The sequence below is a fragment of the Trabulsiella guamensis ATCC 49490 genome (genome assembly GCF_000734965.1).
Taxonomy (GTDB): Bacteria; Pseudomonadota; Gammaproteobacteria; order Enterobacterales; family Enterobacteriaceae; genus Trabulsiella; species Trabulsiella guamensis.
In genome coordinates, this window is the sequence record NZ_JMTB01000074.1 from 15,567 (window position 1) to 29,233 (window position 13,667).

Here is a 13,667-nt window from a genome sequence, read left to right on the forward strand (position 1 = left end):
GGATAACAACAATGATGCCTGATACCCGTGAAAGCGATGTCATCATTATCGGCGGCGGCGCCACTGGCGCAGGCATTGCCCGCGACTGCGCCCTGCGCGGCCTGCGGGCAGTGCTGGTCGAACGTTTTGATATCGCCACTGGCGCCACCGGACGCAACCATGGATTGCTGCACAGCGGTGCGCGATATGCCGTTACAGACAGCGAGTCGGCGCGCGAATGTATCGCTGAAAACCAGATCCTCAAGCGCATTGCACGCCACTGCATTGAACCCACTAACGGTTTGTTCATCACCCTGCCGGAAGACGACCTGGCGTTCCAGAGCACATTTATTGCCGCCTGTCTGCGAGCAGGCATTGAAGCAGAAGCGCTAACGCCTGCACAGGCGCGACGCATTGAACCCGCAGTCAACCCGACCTTAACGGGTGCCGTCAGAGTACCGGACGGCACGGTCGACCCCTTCCGGTTGACAGCGGCGAACATGCTTGACGCCCGCGAACATGGCGCCACCATTCTCACCGGCTGCGAAGTCACCGGGCTGGTGCGTGAAGGCGACCGCGTGCGCGGCGTGACATTATGGAACCATAACAGCCACGAAACGCTGACTCTATATGCGGCAGTAGTGATTAACGCCGCCGGGATATGGGGACAACGAATTGCGGAATATGCCGACCTGAAAATCCGTATGTTCCCGGCGAAAGGGTCACTGCTGATCCTCGACCATCGCATTAACCAGCATGTGATCAACCGCTGCCGTAAACCGGCCGATGCCGACATCCTGGTGCCTGGCGATACCATTTCGCTCATCGGCACCACATCGGTACATATTGATTACGATGATATCGACGACAATCGCGTCACACCTGCGGAAGTGGACATTTTGCTGCGCGAAGGCGAAAAACTGGCACCGGTAATGGCGCATGCGCGCGTGCTGCGCGCCTATTCAGGTGTCCGCCCACTGGTCGCAAGCGATGACGATCCGTCCGGACGCAACGTCAGCCGGGGTATTGTGCTGCTCGATCACGCGAAACGCGACGGCATGGAGGGCTTTGTCACCATCACCGGCGGCAAGCTGATGACCTACCGCCTGATGGCTGAATGGGCGACCGACCTGATTTGCCGTAAGCTCGGTAATAACGCCACCTGCACCACCGCCGAACACCCGCTACCCGGCTCGCAGGAACCGGCGGAAACCACGTTGCGCAAGATTGTTTCCCTGCCGACGCCGCTGCGCGGCTCTGCGGTTTACCGGCACGGTGATCGCACACCCGTCTGGCTGGGCGATTCACGTCAGCACCGCAGTCTGGTCTGCGAATGCGAAGCCGTAACCGCAGGTGAAGTGCAGTATGCGGTGGAGAATCTGGCGGTGAAAAACCTGCTTGATTTGCGTCGCCGCACCCGCGTCGGCATGGGCACCTGCCAGGGCGAACTGTGCGCCTGTCGCGCCGCCGGGCTGTTACAGCGCTTCAACGTCAGCACTCCGGCACAATCCCTGACGCAATTGTCGCAGTTCCTTAACGAGCGCTGGAAAGGCGTGCAACCGGTCGCCTGGGGCGATGCGCTGCGCGAAAGCGAATTCACCCGCTGGGTTTACCTTGGTCTGTGCGGCCTGCAAAAGGAGCATCAGGATGAAATTTGATACGGTGATTATTGGCGGCGGCCTGGCCGGATTGCTCTGTGGGCTGACGCTGAGCCAGCACGGACTGCGTTGTGCCATCGTCAGCCGCGGGCAAAGCGCATTACACTTCTCATCAGGTTCGCTGGATCTGCTCTCTGCGCTGCCGGACGGCGACGCGGTCACCGACACTCGCCGCGGACTGGAAAAGCTGGTCACGATGATGCCGGAGCATCCCTATGCCCGGATCGGCATTGAAAATGTGATGAACTACGCGCAGGAGACCGAACAACTGCTGCGCTGGTGTGGCGTGCCCATGCAGGGTAGCGCCACGCAGCATCATCAACGCATCACGCCGCTCGGCACGCTTCGCAGCGCCTGGCTCAGCCCAGCCGAGGTACCGGTGATGCCCCTGCCAGGCAAACGTATCGGCATTGTCGGCATCAGCGGTTTTCTCGATTTTCAACCCCACCTCGCCGCCGCCTCGCTGAATCAGCGCGGTTTGCAGACTGAAACGCTGGAGATAGACCTGCCGGAACTGGACGTGCTGCGCGACAGCCCCACCGAATTCCGCGCGGCAAATATTGCTCGTGTGCTGGATGAAGAACCCGCCTGGCCGGTATTGCTGGCGGCGCTGGTACCTCTGGCGCAGGAGCGCGACTTGTTGCTCATGCCTGCCTGCTTTGGTCTGCAAAATTCACGCCTGTGGCAGTGGCTTAACGAGCGTCTTCCCTGCCCGCTTCGTCTGCTGCCGACACTGCCGCCTTCGGTGCCAGGCATGCGTCTGCATGGCGCATTACAGCATCAGTTTATCCAGACAGGGGGCACCTGGCTTGCAGGTGATGAAGTGGTGAAAGTAAGTCATCAGGACGGCAGCGTCAGCGCTGTGTGGACGCGCAATCACGACGATATTCCGCTGCGCACACGTTTCACCGTGCTGGCCAGCGGTAGCTTTTTCAGCAATGGTCTGGTCGCCACGCGCACCGGTGTCCGGGAACCGATCCTCGGGCTGGATGTGCAACAGGTGGCATCGCGCAGCGACTGGTATCAGCAGGATTTCTTTGCCTCTCAGCCCTGGCAACGTTTCGGTCTCGTCACGGATGACAATCTGCATCCGACGCAGAACGGCGCCACGTTTACGAATCTGTTTGCCGTGGGATCGCTTATCGGCGGTTTCGATGCCATTCAGCTTGGTTGTGGCGGCGGTGTCAGCGCCATCACGGCTCAACATGTGGCCCGGCAAATTATCTCCCTGGCAGGAGGCCAGTCATGAACGATACCCGCTTCGAAAGCTGCATTAAGTGTACCGTCTGCACGACGGCCTGCCCGGTAAGCCGGGTCAAACCGGGCTATCCGGGGCCAAAACAGGCAGGCCCGGACGGCGAGCGTTTGCGCATTAAAGACGGCGCGTTGTACGACGACGCGCTGAAATATTGCATCAACTGTAAGCGCTGCGAAGTCGCCTGCCCGTCTGACGTGAAAATTGGCGACATCATCCAGCGCGCACGAGCGCAGTACAGCACGCAAAAACCGACGTTGCGCGACACCATCCTCAGCCATACCGATTTAATGGGTACGCTCTCCACGCCCTTTGCGCCGCTCATCAACGCCACCACCGGCCTCAAACCGGTGCGCCAGTTACTGGATTTCGCGCTGAAAATTGATCATCGCCGGACGCTACCGAAATATGGCTTCGGTACCTTCCGCCGCTGGTATCGCAGCATAGCCGCTGAACAGGCCGCGTTTGCCGATCAGGTGGCGTTTTTCCATGGCTGTTACGTCAACTACAACCATCCGCAACTCGGAAAAGACATGATCCGCGTGCTCAACGCGATGGGCACCGGCGTACAGTTGTTGAGTAAAGAAAAATGCTGCGGCGTGCCGCTGATTGCTAATGGTTTTACGGATAAAGCCCGCAAGCAGGCACTCACTAATGTGGCCTCAATGCGTGAAGCGATCATCGACAAGCAGATCCCGGTCATTGCCACCTCCTCGACCTGCACCTTTACCCTGCGTGACGAATACCCGCATTTGCTGGATGTGGATAACAGCGGATTGCGTCAGCACATTGAGCTGGCGACGCGCTGGATCTGGCGCAAGCTGGATGCGGGACAGACGCTGCCGCTGAAGCCATTACCGCTGAAAGTGGTGTATCACACGCCATGTCATATGGAAAAAATGGGCTGGTCGCTCTATACCCTTGAGCTACTTCGTCAGATCCCCGGCCTTGAACTGACCGTGCTGGATTCGCAGTGCTGCGGAATTGCCGGAACCTACGGTTTTAAATCAGAGAACTACCCCACCTCGCAGGCCATCGGCGCACCGCTATTTCAGCAGATTGAACAGAGTGGCGCGGACCTGGTGATCACCGATTGCGAAACCTGTAAATGGCAGATTGAAATGTCCACCAGCAAGCGCTGCGAACATCCGATAACACTGCTGGCTCAGGCGCTGGCCTGAGCGTCAACGTCCGCCAGTACGAAACTGGCGGACCGTCTCTCTAGTAACTCTCCTTTTCGGCTACGTTCTGTGCCGCAGGCCGGAACATCGCCAGACGATTATCCAGCGCCTGCGTATAGAGCAGCGTATCAACGCCTACTGCGACGAAGTTCGCGCCCCACGCCAGACATTTTTGCGCCATGGCAGGCTCTACAGCCAGAAAACCTGCCGCCTTACCGGCGGCACGGATCCGGCGAATCGACTGCTCGATAATCCGCTGAACTTCAGGGTGTCCGGGGTTGTCGGGGTAGCCCAGCGAAGCAGAGAGATCCGCCGGGCCGATGAACACGCCATCGATGCCGTCTACTGTCAGGATTTCATCCAGATTTTCCAGCGCGGTTTTACTTTCGACCTGAATCAGTAAACAGAGCTCTTCATTGGCCTGCGCCATGTAGTTTTCGACTCGTCCCCAGCGTGCCGCCCTGGCAACGCCAGCACCGACACCGCGCACGCCAACGGGCGGATAGCGGGTAGCCGAGACGATATCCCGCGCCTGTTCTGCGCTGTCCACCATCGGGATCAACAATGTGCGTGCACCGATGTCCAGCACCTGTTTAATCAGGCTGCGATTACCATCGACCGGGCGGATCACCGGCTGGCTGGCGTACGGCGCGATGGCCTGCAGTTGATGATAAAGATCCTGAATGGTGTTCGGCGCATGTTCACCGTCAATCAACAGCCAGTCGTAACCCGATGTGGCGGCAATCTCCGCCATGTATGACGTTGTTGAGCTTAACCACAAGCCGATCTGCGGTTCTCCCCTGCGTAATCCGGCCTTAAACGGGTTTGCTAAAATCGCGTTCATAGTCATCCTTTTCCGTTAATGTTGTGTGCCGTCAGGTTGCGGCATAGCTCGGGTAACGCTCAGCGAGAAAATGATCGCCGCGCCGATGATGGCGACACAGGCCAGTGTCAACAGCCCGGCCGCGTTGCTGGCAAAAAACGACTCCGCCTGCACACGCATGATCGGCGCCAGAAAACCACCAAACGCGCCGAACAGATTGATAAAGCCAATACCCCCCGCCAGGGCGGTGCCAGACAGCATCTGTGTGGGAATCGTCCAGAACACCGGTTGCACGGCTATCACGCCAATGGCTGCCACGCACAGCGCGACAATCGCCAGTACTGGTGAAACCAGACCCGATACGCCGATACCGATCGCTGCCGCCAGCAGGGTCAATGCCGCCACGTTGCGACGTTCGCCGGTACGATCTGAGTAACGCGGAATAAACCAGGTGCCGAACAGTGCCGCCACCCATGGGATCGCGGTTACCACAGATGCCACAAAGCCGACTTTCGTCCCCAGCAGTGCCGCAACCTGAGTCGGCAGGAAGAAGATCAGGCCATACACCGCCACCTGAATGGTCAGATAGATAATGGCCAGTTGCCAGACACGCCCGTGACGAACCGCGTCAGACAGACGAGAAGTGACTTTTTTCTCCTCTTCGCTGGCGAGCTGGCTTATCAACGCCTTTTTTTCCGCTGCGGTCAGGAAACGCGCCTGTTGCGGCGTATCATCCAGCCAGAAGAAGGTAAATACCCCGGCCCCCACCGCCAGTAGCCCCTCAATCACAAACATCCAGAACCAGCCGGGATTGCCCATAAAACCATGCATTTCCAGCAATGCACCGGACAATGGCGATCCCAGCGTCAGTGCCAGCGGCGCCCCCATGTAAAACAACCCCATAATGCTGGCGCGGTTTTGCTGCGGGAACCACTGGGAAGTCAGATAAATCATGCCGGGGAAAAAGCCCGCTTCGGCCGCACCCAGTAAGGTGCGAACCAGCAGGAATTTACTTTCCGTGTCTGCCCATGCCATGGCGGCAGATAAGAATCCCCACACCAGTGTGGTGCCGCCAATCCAGTATCGGGCGCCAAACTTACGCATCAGCAGGTTGGCTGGCACGCCAAGAAAGGCGTACACCACAAAAAAGATCCCCGCGCCCAGCGCATAGGCTTCATTGCTTAACCCGGTATCCAGCTGATAGGTCTCTTTTGCAAAACCGATGTTCGAACGGTCGAGAAACGCCAGCACATAAAGCGTCAGCATAAACGGGATCAATCGCGCCCGGTTTTTCTTCACAACGCTATTCAGTAAAGAACTCATCACAATATCCTCAGAGGATGGCCGCGCACATGGCGCGGCATGACAGTATTAGTGGCTGTAAGGGCGCTTCAGATTGCAGTCGCGGTTCAGTTCAACGCCGAACCCCGGTTTATCCAGCACGCTTTTGTGAATACGTCCATTTACGGGTACCGGCTCATCCAGCAGGACCGGGTCAAATTGCGGACGCAATGTCGAGCAATCCGGACTGGTCATCAGGAATTCACTGAACGGTGTATTGGTGAAGGTGATAACGGCATGGTGTGAGTAGACGGATGAGCCATGCGGAACCACCAGTTGACCGCGGGCTTTGGCGATGGCAGCAATTTCCACCAGTGTGGTTAAGCCACCGCACCAGCCAACGTCCGGTTGCATGATATCGATACCGGTTTCCGACAGTGTCCGGAAAGATTGCAGCGTACCGTGATGCTCACCACTGGTCACCATCATTCCCGCCGGCGCGTTGCGTTTTAGTTCGCGGTAACCTTCAAACTGCTGCGGCGGCAGGCATTCTTCAATCCATTTAAGATTCGACGGCGCACAGGCATGGGCCAGTTTAGTGGCGTAGTTGACGTCCTGGCTCATCCAGCAGTCGAGCATCAGCCAGAAATCCGGACCGCATTTTTCACGATACGCCGCCACCATCGCGGCATCTTTGCGGATACCTTCATCACCGTCGTGAGGGCCCCAGTGCGTTGGCATTTTGCCGCCAATAAAGCCCATTGCTTGCGCCAGATCCGGGCGCGCGCCGGTGGCGTAAAACTGGATCTCATCGCGTACTGCACCACCTAGCAACTTATATACCGGCAGCCCGACCACTTTCCCGAACAGATCCCACAGTGCCAGATCCACGCAGGAGATGGTGTTCATCACCAGACCGCCGGAACCGGAATAGTACATCGTCGCGCCAAGCATCTGATCGTGGATGAGCTTGATATCGCTGACGCATTTACCTTCGATAAAACGGTTGAGGTGTTTTTCAACGATAAAACACCCCATCTCCCCGGCGGTCGAAATCGCAAAGCCCGTCTGTCCGTTGTCGGCTTCCACTTCCACGATCAACGTCCCGAGGACATTAATGCCAAATGACTGGCGCGACTGCTCATACTGTTTGTATTTACTCATCGGCGTGGCAATGTGGTCGTCAATCCAGTGGTTGGCGCCCTGGTCGTGATAATCACCGCCACCAGCGCCTTTCTCTGCGGTGGCACCACCGAGAAACCAGGCACGGACATGTTTAATTTTTGGTAGGGTCATGATGTTTTCCTTCTTATGAGGCTTGTTGTTCAAACGGGCTTTTCCATCCCAGTAATCGGGAAATGTCTTTTGCGCAGGCAATCGCCTTACCGGCGAGGTAATCACGATTGTCTTCGTTGATTTGCAAACGAGTGCCGACAACAGAAATTGCTGCCGTGAGTTCGTTGCTGGCATTAAAAACCGGGGCCGCCACGCAGCGTACATCGGGATAATCTTCGCCGTTGTCGTAGCTCCAGCCCCGGGCGCGGATCCGCGCCAGTTCTTCTTTAAACTGTTGAGCGTCAGTGATGGTGTTTTGGGTGGTTTTTTCCCACGTCAGCCCGGCAATAATCGTTTCCTGCGCCTGAGCTGACTGCCAGGCCAGCAGGCATTTGCCAATCCCGGAACGGTTTAGTGACAGACTTTTGCCTTCATGCGAGCGAACGCTGATGGTTGCTGGAGACTCGATTTTGAGGATGTAGTAGGCATTATCGCGATCGATAATTCCCAGGTGGCAGAGCAGTCCGCACTCATCCATCAGCCGGGTCAGTCGTGGGCGAGCCAGCTCACGCAGATCCATCCGGCTGACCGCATGCCCGGCCAGCTCGACCAGTTTGGTCCACAGGCAATAGTTGTCCTGGATGTCCATGCTGAGGAAGCGCTGCTTTTTCAGCTCGCCCAATAGCAGATATGCAGTGCTTTTTGGGATCCTCAGCTCATCAATGATGGTTGCCGCACTGCACGGACCACGACGAGCGATGAGATCGAGAATTTCGATAGCGCGGGTGAGCGCCGGAACTTTGCTTGATTCCAACATACTGGACTCCAATCCTGAATACTGGAATCAGTGTTGCGATTGTCAGGCGGCTAATTTGTGAGCGGTGTCAAACTGCGGGTCTGTTCCAGCAGGCCAGACAGATCGCACCGCTAAAATGCGATCGTCAGCACAGAATTTTTCATGAGGAGTACAGTGGGCTGGACAACATCACGCCGGGACGAACGTCCCGGCGGCAGGAATGATTAGAAAGAGAGGGATTCAACGACGGTGATCCAGCCATGTTCGCTGGTAATCGTCTGACCGTTGAGCCAGCGGCGCAACATGTTCAGCGCCATCATCGCCCCCACTTCCTGACGGGTTTGCAGATTGTGGCGGTTAGTGCTGAACTTCACGCGCAGCGCCCATGTGCCTTCCGCCGTCGACAGCGCAAAATTAAGGTGGTCCGTTTCCAACCCACTCACCGCCAGCGCGACACCAGCAAAATGGTTCACGCGACGTTCCGCCGTCCAGTGTGCCGTCTGCGCCAGGGTTTCCGGCTGAGGCGGCACCACTTCACTCGCCAGCAGCGGCGCACCTTCCCGGTTTAACTGCAGAGCAATCAACCCGCCGGTAAACTGTTCGCTGAGTGTCAGGCTGAGCTGTTTCTCCTGCAGACGGCGGGAAATTTGCGCCGCCAGTCCTTCGGTGCCTTCAAAAATCAGACTCTCGCCAGCCACTTTTTTGACCTCAGGCCACAGCGCCAGCATCGCTTCGCGCTCGCTCGCCGGTCCCGTGAGTTTCAGCTCAATGATCGGCATGGATGAACGGTAACCCATGGTGACGCCCGGTGGCAGCGGGAGCGGATCGAGCGCCTGAGCGAGATCACTCTCAGAACGGCCAAAGGTAGTCAGTCGCAGGCACAGCGGCGGTTCTGGCAACGCAAAACGCGCGCGCAGACGCGGCAGAATTTCCTGCTCCACCATCACTTTAAATTCGGACGGCACGCCTGGGGTGAAAAACATCAGGCAGCGATTCAGTTGTACCGCAAACCCGCAGGCAGTCCCGACCGGGTTATCGACCAGTTCCGCGCTGGCGGGAATTTCCGCCTGCTTGCGGTTGCTCGGCGCCATCACTCTTCCTCGCTCGGAAAAGAATGTTTCCATGTGCGCAAGCCAGGCCTCGTGCAGTACCAGCGATTCGCCTTTCGCCTGTGCGGCAGCCAGCGCACTTAAATCATCGCTGGTCGGCCCAAGCCCGCCGTTAACGATCAGCACATCAGCGTGTTCACTGCGTTCGCGCAAAATTGCAACCAGATCATCAAGGTTATCGCCTACCGTGTTGCGGCGCGTTAGCGGTAATCCCTGATTAAAAAAGACATCTGCAAGCCAGGCGGCATTGGTATCTGTGATTTGCCCGTGCAGCACTTCGTCGCCAGTGGACAGCATCTCCACGTTGATCATCGTTTTCTCCAGCAAAAGAGGACGGCTTACTATAGCGCAATCAGCGGGCTGGAAAAAAAGAAAACTGGCGCGGCAGAGCGCCGCGCCGAAGGATCAGAACCCTGCGCTGACGCCCACGTACGGGCCGTCGGCCACGGCGTTATCACGACGACCGTCTTTCCCGGCCAGATTCAGGTAACGGTAACCCGCTTCAACGGTAATCGGGCGCATGATGGTCCAGCGCGCACCAGCATTGGCTTCCTGATAACTGTCGATGCCGCTGGAGAGTGAATCCGGGGAGTAGTAATACTCACCAAACAGGCCGAAGCTGCTGCCGATTTTCCACTGCAGACCACCGCCGACTGCCGCGGCGTAACCTTCATCGCCCGCGTTCGGGTTGGTGTAAATGCCTTTACCGCCGACGGTCGCCAGGAACGGTCCTACCGGCACGTTCAGGCCGAGACCCAGGCCTGCGACATCACCGTCGTCATCGTTGTGCATCCAGTTGCCGCTTAGCGCCAGCCCGGATGTGTCAGTGCCAAACCCGACGCCAATGTTGGTGTAGTCTTTGCCTGCTTGCCCGCTGATGCTGACGGCATTGGCTGCGGCTGAAACACTCATCAGCACAGCTAATCCAACTAATGCTTTTTTATTCATTTTTTGTATTCCGGATAAGTAAGAAAGTTAACGTCCCAAAACCGCTGGATTGTACAACTGAAACGCGAAGAATCAATGAACTAATAAAGCGAAAAAATATCGCAATTGTAATTAGTTACTCATTTTTTTGTCTTTCGAAAGGAAACGGGAGCCGCAGCTCCCGTTATTCTTCGTCGCGTTGCTCCACAACCCACCGCTGTAACGCCTGGCGGGAGATTTTAATTCCACCGTTTCTTATGTTTTCCGGAAGGGCAAGCCAGCGGCAGGGCTGTTGAAACCCCGCCAGTTTATCTTTCGCCCAGCCAGCCAGCGTGTGCAACACGTCTGGCGATTCACATTCAACCACAGCCACTGGACGCTGGCCGAATTCGGCGTCATCCAGCGGTACCACAAACACCTGACGCACCTGCGGATGACGAGCAATCACCCGCTCCACCGCCTCTGGCTGAACGCCTTCGCCGCCGCTGAAAAAAAGGTTATCCAACCGCCCGGCAATCACCAGTCGCCCGTCACGCCACTCGCCACGGTCGCGGGTCGCAAACCAGCCCTCGTCATTAACCAGCGGCGACAGTTGCCCGTCGCGCCAGTAACCCGCCGCCATACTGTCCGCTCGCAGCCACACCTCGCTGTCAACAAGGCGGACCTCTCTGCCTGGCAATGGCACACCGACGTCATCCCCGCCGTCTGCCGCTTTGGCGCAGACCGTCGAGGCAAACTCCGTCAGCCCGTAGCCGCAGTACGTTGCAATACCCAGATGTCTGGCCTGTTCAGTGAGATCGACCGGAATTGCGGCACCGCCCAGCAGCACCGCGCGCAACGTCAGGGAGACGTTGTCTTTCAGTAACCGCCAGAGCTGAGTCGGCACCAGCGACGCATGACTACAGCCATCCAGCGCCTGGGCAAGCGAACGCTCACTGACGGCCAGCTGCGCGCCGGTAAGCAGCCAGCGCCAGACAATCCCTTGTCCGGAGACATGAAACAGCGGCAGCGAAAGCAGCCAACTGTCCTGCTGCCGGAAGGGGATCAACGACAGTACGCCCTGCGCACTCGCCAGATGCGCGGCACAGGTATGCACTGCCGCTTTGGGCAGGCCGGTCGACCCTGAGGTCAGTGTCATCGAGGCAAGACGTTGCGGCTGCCATGGCAACGCAGAATCGCCGGCATGCTCAACAACCCGCAACGGAGAGAGAGAGAAAGTCTGCGCGCCGTCTTCCATATCCAGCAAAAACGTCAGCGTCAGTCCAGGGATTAGCGATGCCAGCAAGTCGGCGGGCAGTCTGGGATTAACCGGCAGAATACGCGCGCCGCACTGCAACAGCGCCAGCCAGACCAGCAGCGACTGTTCGCTGTTACGCGCACGCAACATGACGCCATCGCCTTCCGCGACACCCTGCTGCTGAAAACCGCTCGCCAGCTTGTCTACATGCTGGCAGAGTGTCGTCCAGCTCAAGGTGACGTCATCCAGGCGCAGCGCCGGGCTGTCGCCCTGCACCGCGCGCCAGTGTCGCCACGGCCAGTCGACAAAGGTCACAGCAGCGGCTCCAGCATGGTGCTGTCAAGGCAAGGCAGTTCGCTGCCCGGCCAGCAACGCAGTAACTGCGCCTGCATCAGGTTTAACGTATCCAGCCCTGGAATGGTGTCCGGCGTCAGCCAGGCGGCAATCCGTGCCAGTTGCGTCAGCCCCAGGCTGGATTCTATCGAGGAGCTGATGACTGCCGTCAGTCCGAGCTGATGCGCGGCGGCGACCTGTGCTTTTACTTTCTCGAGGCTGCCGGTCAGTGTCGGTTTGATCACCACTGCCTTCACGCCAGGCTCTGCAACGAACGCAAAATCCGCATCCCGCAGGCTTTCATCCCATGCGATGGCAATGCCAGTTTCGCGGGCAAAGGCACGGGAGTCGTCCCGGGTTTTGCACGGCTCTTCAAGAAACGCGATGCGCGAGCGGTAGTCGGGGTTAACGTATCTGGCGAACTGCTGTGCTTTCAGCGGCGTCCAGGCGCGATTGGCGTCCAGCCGCAGATGTAAATCAGGGATCGCTTCCAGCAACAGATTTACCACCATTCCGTCGCGCACGGCCTCGTACAGCCCCACTTTCACTTTAGCGACCTTTTCACCTGGCATATCCGCAAGCCGGAGCACCAGATCATCAGGATCGCCAGTACACAGCGGCGCGGCACGGTAATCCGCCGCCTGCGGCAGTTCATCCGCCAGCTCAGCCAGCGCGCAGCTCAGGCCAAACGCCACCGATGGCAGTGCCGGTAATGGCAGCGCGGAACCCTGTCGCCAGGCCTGCAGCCAGTCAATGGCGGCGTGTTGCGCCATTTCCAGCGTTTCCAGGCTGAACCCCGGCAAAGGGGAAATTTCGCCCCAGCCTTCACGCTCGCCTTCGGTTAAGCGAACCACGAGACCATCGCGGGTTTTCAGTCTCCGTTCCCGCAGCACCACGCCCGCGTCCATGGGAATCTGCCAGCGATAAAGCTGTACACAACGCATTATGGATTCCGTTTGTATTTGCTGAAGTCCGGCTGGCGTTTCTCGTTGAACGCGTTACGCCCTTCCTGACCTTCTTCCGTCATGTAGAACAGCATGGTGGCGTTACCCGCCAGCTCCTGCAGCCCCGCCTGCCCGTCGCAGTCCGCATTTAGCGCTGCTTTCAGGCAACGCAGCGCCATCGGGCTGTTTTGCAGCATTTCGCGGCACCAGCGCACGGTTTCTTTTTCCAGACTCTCCAGCGGCACCACGGTGTTGACCAGGCCCATATCCAGCGCCTGTTGCGCATCGTACTGACGACACAGGAACCAGATTTCGCGCGCTTTCTTCTGACCGACAATGCGTGCCATGTAGGAGGCGCCCCAGCCACCGTCGAAGGAACCGACTTTCGGTCCGGTCTGACCGAAAATGGCGTTTTCCGCAGCGATCGTCAGGTCACACATCATGTGCAGCACGTGGCCGCCGCCGATGGAATAGCCTGCCACCATCGCCACTACCGGTTTCGGGCAGGTGCGGATCTGGCGCTGGAAATCGAGGACGTTCAGATGATGAACGCCGGAATCGTCCTGATAACCGCCGTAGTCGCCACGCACTTTCTGGTCACCACCGGCGCAGAACGCTTTGTCGCCTTCCCCGGTAAGAACGATGACGCCGATATTGTCGTCGTAGCGCGCATCTGCCAGCGCCTGAATCATCTCTTTGACGGTCAGAGGACGAAATGCGTTACGCACCTGCGGGCGGTTAATGGTGATTTTGGCAATGCCGTCCGTCGACTTATGATAACGAATGTCGGTGTAGCCTTCGGAACAATCATGCCATTCCACCGGCGCATAAAGCATTGTTTCATCAGGGTAGATCATAGTGTGTCCTTT

Annotated in this window: 12 protein-coding genes; 3 read left to right on the forward strand and 9 right to left on the reverse strand. The window is 58.1% G+C overall.

Annotated elements, in window-relative coordinates:
• Positions 1-14: 14 nt before the first annotated feature.
• Genes glpA through glpC form a run of 3 tightly spaced genes read left to right on the forward strand, consistent with a single transcriptional unit; the run spans position 15 to position 4,073 of the window.
• Positions 15-1,637: an anaerobic glycerol-3-phosphate dehydrogenase subunit A gene (glpA, locus tag GTGU_RS10610; RefSeq protein WP_038156701.1), complete on the forward strand. Its 1,623-nt coding sequence runs from the start codon at positions 15-17 to the stop codon at positions 1,635-1,637.
• On the forward strand, positions 1,627-2,886 hold the full coding sequence (gene glpB, locus GTGU_RS10615) for a glycerol-3-phosphate dehydrogenase subunit GlpB (RefSeq protein WP_038156568.1): 1,260 nt from the start codon (positions 1,627-1,629) through the stop codon (positions 2,884-2,886). Before glpA ends, glpB begins: the two co-directional genes overlap by 11 nt.
• Positions 2,883-4,073 (forward strand): anaerobic glycerol-3-phosphate dehydrogenase subunit GlpC, encoded by a 1,191-nt coding sequence (gene glpC / locus GTGU_RS10620; RefSeq protein WP_038156570.1) that lies wholly within the window; start codon positions 2,883-2,885, stop codon positions 4,071-4,073. Before glpB ends, glpC begins: the two co-directional genes overlap by 4 nt.
• 40 nt (positions 4,074-4,113) lie before the next feature.
• On the opposite strand, the gene yfaU is transcribed toward glpC, so the two are convergent.
• The 9 genes from yfaU to menB form a co-directional block, all read right to left on the reverse strand.
• Entirely contained in the window at positions 4,114-4,917 is an 804-nt protein-coding gene (yfaU, locus tag GTGU_RS10625) for a 2-keto-3-deoxy-L-rhamnonate aldolase (protein WP_038156572.1), read from the reverse strand.
• Between the two features lie 15 nt (positions 4,918-4,932).
• Positions 4,933-6,219, reverse strand: a complete 1,287-nt coding sequence (locus GTGU_RS10630) for an MFS transporter (RefSeq protein WP_425427428.1) — start codon at positions 6,217-6,219, stop codon at positions 4,933-4,935.
• Between the two features lie 48 nt (positions 6,220-6,267).
• The gene (rhmD, locus tag GTGU_RS10635; RefSeq protein ID WP_038156575.1) at positions 6,268-7,473 is read right to left on the reverse strand and encodes an L-rhamnonate dehydratase; all 1,206 of its coding nucleotides are present in this window, start codon (positions 7,471-7,473) and stop codon (positions 6,268-6,270) included.
• 13 nt (positions 7,474-7,486) lie between these two features.
• Positions 7,487-8,269 carry an IclR family transcriptional regulator gene (locus GTGU_RS10640; protein ID WP_038156577.1) on the reverse strand — a complete coding sequence of 261 codons (783 nt, stop codon included), beginning with the start codon at positions 8,267-8,269 and terminating at the stop codon, positions 7,487-7,489.
• Between the two features lie 203 nt (positions 8,270-8,472).
• Positions 8,473-9,669, reverse strand: a complete 1,197-nt coding sequence (locus GTGU_RS10645) for a nicotinamide mononucleotide deamidase-related protein YfaY (protein WP_038156579.1) — start codon at positions 9,667-9,669, stop codon at positions 8,473-8,475.
• Positions 9,670-9,762: 93 nt separating this feature from the next.
• Positions 9,763-10,305 carry a YfaZ family outer membrane protein gene (locus GTGU_RS10650; protein ID WP_038156580.1) on the reverse strand — a complete coding sequence of 181 codons (543 nt, stop codon included), beginning with the start codon at positions 10,303-10,305 and terminating at the stop codon, positions 9,763-9,765.
• Positions 10,306-10,468: 163 nt separating this feature from the next.
• Entirely contained in the window at positions 10,469-11,836 is a 1,368-nt protein-coding gene (gene menE, locus GTGU_RS10655; protein WP_038156583.1) for an o-succinylbenzoate--CoA ligase, read from the reverse strand.
• A complete protein-coding gene (gene menC / locus GTGU_RS10660) occupies positions 11,833-12,798 on the reverse strand; it encodes an o-succinylbenzoate synthase (RefSeq protein WP_038156584.1) in 966 nt (321 codons plus the stop codon). The genes menE and menC overlap by 4 nt, the downstream gene beginning before the upstream one ends.
• Positions 12,798-13,655 carry a 1,4-dihydroxy-2-naphthoyl-CoA synthase gene (menB, locus tag GTGU_RS10665; protein ID WP_038156586.1) on the reverse strand — a complete coding sequence of 286 codons (858 nt, stop codon included), beginning with the start codon at positions 13,653-13,655 and terminating at the stop codon, positions 12,798-12,800. The genes menC and menB overlap by 1 nt, the downstream gene beginning before the upstream one ends.
• Between the last annotated feature and the right edge of the window lie 12 nt (positions 13,656-13,667).

Bases quoted from the DNA above. Each gene is read 5' to 3' on its own strand.
- yfaU (WP_038156572.1), bottom strand. From the start codon at position 4,917: ATGAACGCGATTTTAGCAAACCCGTTTAAGGCCGGATTACGCAGGGGA.
- glpB (WP_038156568.1), top strand. From the start codon at position 1,627: ATGAAATTTGATACGGTGATTATTGGCGGCGGCCTGGCCGGATTGCTC.
- menB (WP_038156586.1), bottom strand. From the start codon at position 13,655: ATGATCTACCCTGATGAAACAATGCTTTATGCGCCGGTGGAATGGCAT.
- GTGU_RS10645 (WP_038156579.1), bottom strand. From the start codon at position 9,669: ATGATCAACGTGGAGATGCTGTCCACTGGCGACGAAGTGCTGCACGGG.
- GTGU_RS10640 (WP_038156577.1), bottom strand. From the start codon at position 8,269: ATGTTGGAATCAAGCAAAGTTCCGGCGCTCACCCGCGCTATCGAAATT.
- rhmD (WP_038156575.1), bottom strand. From the start codon at position 7,473: ATGACCCTACCAAAAATTAAACATGTCCGTGCCTGGTTTCTCGGTGGT.
- glpA (WP_038156701.1), top strand. From the start codon at position 15: ATGCCTGATACCCGTGAAAGCGATGTCATCATTATCGGCGGCGGCGCC.
- menC (WP_038156584.1), bottom strand. From the start codon at position 12,798: ATGCGTTGTGTACAGCTTTATCGCTGGCAGATTCCCATGGACGCGGGC.
- GTGU_RS10650 (WP_038156580.1), bottom strand. From the start codon at position 10,305: ATGAATAAAAAAGCATTAGTTGGATTAGCTGTGCTGATGAGTGTTTCA.
- glpC (WP_038156570.1), top strand. From the start codon at position 2,883: ATGAACGATACCCGCTTCGAAAGCTGCATTAAGTGTACCGTCTGCACG.
- GTGU_RS10630 (WP_425427428.1), bottom strand. From the start codon at position 6,219: ATGAGTTCTTTACTGAATAGCGTTGTGAAGAAAAACCGGGCGCGATTG.